The organism is Bacillus sp. AR4-2, assembly GCF_008274865.1.
GTDB classification, from domain to species: domain Bacteria; phylum Bacillota; class Bacilli; order Bacillales; family Bacillaceae_G; genus Bacillus_A; species Bacillus_A cereus.
In genome coordinates this window covers 300,001-302,500 of sequence record NZ_CP031062.1, presented here as the reverse complement: position 1 = coordinate 302,500, position 2,500 = coordinate 300,001, and the positions used below count along the sequence as shown (strand labels likewise).

The following is a 2,500-nucleotide window of genomic DNA, read 5'->3' as shown; positions in this document are numbered from 1 at the left end:
ATGATATATACAAAAGTACACCTGCCTATAGTGTACGACTAGGAGTAGCGTTACGAGAAAAACAAAAAGAAACTTTTAAACTTGTTCGTAACCCTTATAGGAGAGCAGTCAGTTCTTTCGTATCCTTAATTGGACCTCCTTATATGGAAAATCCCGAATGGAAACCCATCCGAAAGTTTTTATATCAAGATGAAAATTCCTCCAAAGGGATCTCATTTAAACAATTTCTATACTATCTATTTATAAAAGGGGCTCATGCAAGTGATATTAACCCACATTTCACACAACAATATATAGCTGGTGAAGAAGAATATGTGACCAATTATATATACTTAGAAAACTTCGATCAGGAAATGAAAGAATTAGAAAAGCGTTTCGAATTAAAAACCGCACCAATAAATGAGTTCTCAACATCATGGCATCATCAAACTCCCGCCATGATTTATAAAGGGAATTTTAGCGAAGGCGATATTACTGATCCTTTATTTCCACGTCATCCAACTTTTGAAAGCTTTTATGATACTGAATGTATACAACTTGTCCAAACAATATTTCAAAATGATTTCGACACATATAAATACAGCAAAGAATATCCATACTAACTTTAGTCTATTATCTTTGCTAAATAAAAAAGATACCTCATATATAAGGTATCTTTTTAACATTTCAATTATATAAATCATACTGTTTAACAGTCTCTATTCTCCACCTTGTTACCTTTTAATAGATTACATAACTTTTGCTTATCCGCCCATCCTACTCCAATTAAGACTAAACTCGCTCCCATTATTACTCTCCATGTCAGAGATTCATTTAATAGAATAATTGAAGTAATAATACTTATTAATGGTAATGCATTTAAATATAATCCGCTTACTGATGCTGAAACTCTCTCTAGCGCTTTATTCCAAAACCAATACGCTAAAATTGTTGCTCCAATAACAAGGTATATTACACTAAGTCCCGTTTTCCAGGTTTCAACCTTTGGGAGACCGTAATAAAAAATTTCTACCAGTGCAAACGGTAAGAGAATAACAGCTCCAATAATTAAAGTTAATGTTGTAAAAACCTCGTTTGATAAATACTGTTCTTGTTTTGGTCGTTTTAGCAAAACTGTGTAGAAAGCAAATAGAAAAGTACTTAATAATATTAGTATATCTCCTATTAAGGACACTTCTTGATTAGCACTTTTAGATGGAATCGTAATAAAGAGTACTCCTATAGCACCCAATATAATTCCTATCCAATAATTCAATCGAATTTCCTCTTTTAAAAAGAGTGCTGAAAAAAGAATTGTAACTAATGGTAATGCAGCATCTATAATACTCACATGTAATCCACTTGTTAAAGAAATGCCGTAGGATGTAAACATAAAATAACCAGCTACACCGGTAAAAGCTAACAAACTCATTCTTTTCCATGGAACTTTTTTATGTACAACTGATTTTTGTAGTTCCTTAAATGAGAATAGCATACAAATTCCACCTGCAAAGAAAAGACGAATAAATAACAAAGTAAACGGCTGAATAGATTCTAACGCCCATTTTGTTGGCGCAATGGCTGTGCCCCATAATATAACAGCCACTAATAACATGCATATTTCTTTCATAATTCCTCACACCCATCAAAAATATATGTTAACTACCTTAATTATAGATTTTTTCTAATGTAAAATCCTTTAAAAGCACAAAAGGTTATGTAAGATCACAAACATTCTTTTTATATCTGGACTATATTCTTGAAAAGGTAATTCTTACCTTTAAATTAAAAATAATAAAAATAAACACAAAAAACCTAAGTCAAAATGACTTAGGTTCTTGCTTGGCGACGTCCTACTCTCACAGGGACAAGGTCCCAACTACCATCGGCGCTAGAGAGCTTAACTTCCGTGTTCGGTATGGGAACGGGTGTGACCTCTCTGCCATCATCACCAAACTATGAAGGCATATTCCTTCAAAACTAGATAACATTTGCTACATATTATATGGTTAAGTCCTCGATCTATTAGTATTCGTCAGCTCCACATGTCACCATGCTTCCACCTCGAACCTATCAACCTGATCATCTTTCAGGGATCTTACTAGCTTACGCTATGGGAAATCTCATCTTGAGGGGGGCTTCATGCTTAGATGCTTTCAGCACTTATCCCTTCCGCACATAGCTACCCAGCTATGCCCTTGGCAGAACAACTGGTACACCAGCGGTGCGTCCATCCCGGTCCTCTCGTACTAAGGACAGCTCCTCTCAAATTTCCTACGCCCACGACGGATAGGGACCGAACTGTCTCACGACGTTCTGAACCCAGCTCGCGTACCGCTTTAATGGGCGAACAGCCCAACCCTTGGGACCGACTACAGCCCCAGGATGCGATGAGCCGACATCGAGGTGCCAAACCTCCCCGTCGATGTGGACTCTTGGGGGAGATAAGCCTGTTATCCCCGGGGTAGCTTTTATCCGTTGAGCGATGGCCCTTCCATGCGGAACCACCGGATCACTAAGC

2 protein-coding genes and 2 rRNA genes (2 of these 4 running past the window's edge) are annotated in these 2,500 nt (G+C 37.1%); 1 reads left to right on the top strand and 3 read right to left on the bottom strand.

Annotated elements, in window-relative coordinates:
- On the top strand, window positions 1-602 hold the 3' portion of the coding sequence (locus tag DN399_RS01690) for a sulfotransferase family 2 domain-containing protein (RefSeq protein ID WP_000483017.1). It extends 190 nt beyond the left edge of the window; the window shows 602 of its 792 coding nt (coding positions 191-792); its start codon lies off the left edge, out of view; its stop codon occupies window positions 600-602.
- Window positions 603-688: 86 nt separating this feature from the next.
- Here DN399_RS01690 and DN399_RS01685 read toward each other — a convergent pair whose 3' ends face one another.
- The 3 genes from DN399_RS01685 to DN399_RS01675 form a co-directional block, all read right to left on the bottom strand.
- The gene (locus DN399_RS01685; protein ID WP_000658274.1) at window positions 689-1,609 is read right to left on the bottom strand and encodes a DMT family transporter; all 921 of its coding nucleotides are present in this window, start codon (window positions 1,607-1,609) and stop codon (window positions 689-691) included.
- Window positions 1,610-1,819: 210 nt separating this feature from the next.
- Window positions 1,820-1,935: ribosomal RNA gene (rrf, locus tag DN399_RS01680) — 5S ribosomal RNA — on the bottom strand.
- 49 nt (window positions 1,936-1,984) lie between these two features.
- Window positions 1,985-2,500, bottom strand: a 23S ribosomal RNA gene (locus DN399_RS01675); it runs 2,406 nt beyond the window's last position.

Excerpts from the sequence above, each read along its gene's own strand:
- DN399_RS01685 (WP_000658274.1), bottom strand. The coding sequence starts at position 1,609 with ATGAAAGAAATATGCATGTTATTAGTGGCTGTTATATTATGGGGCACA.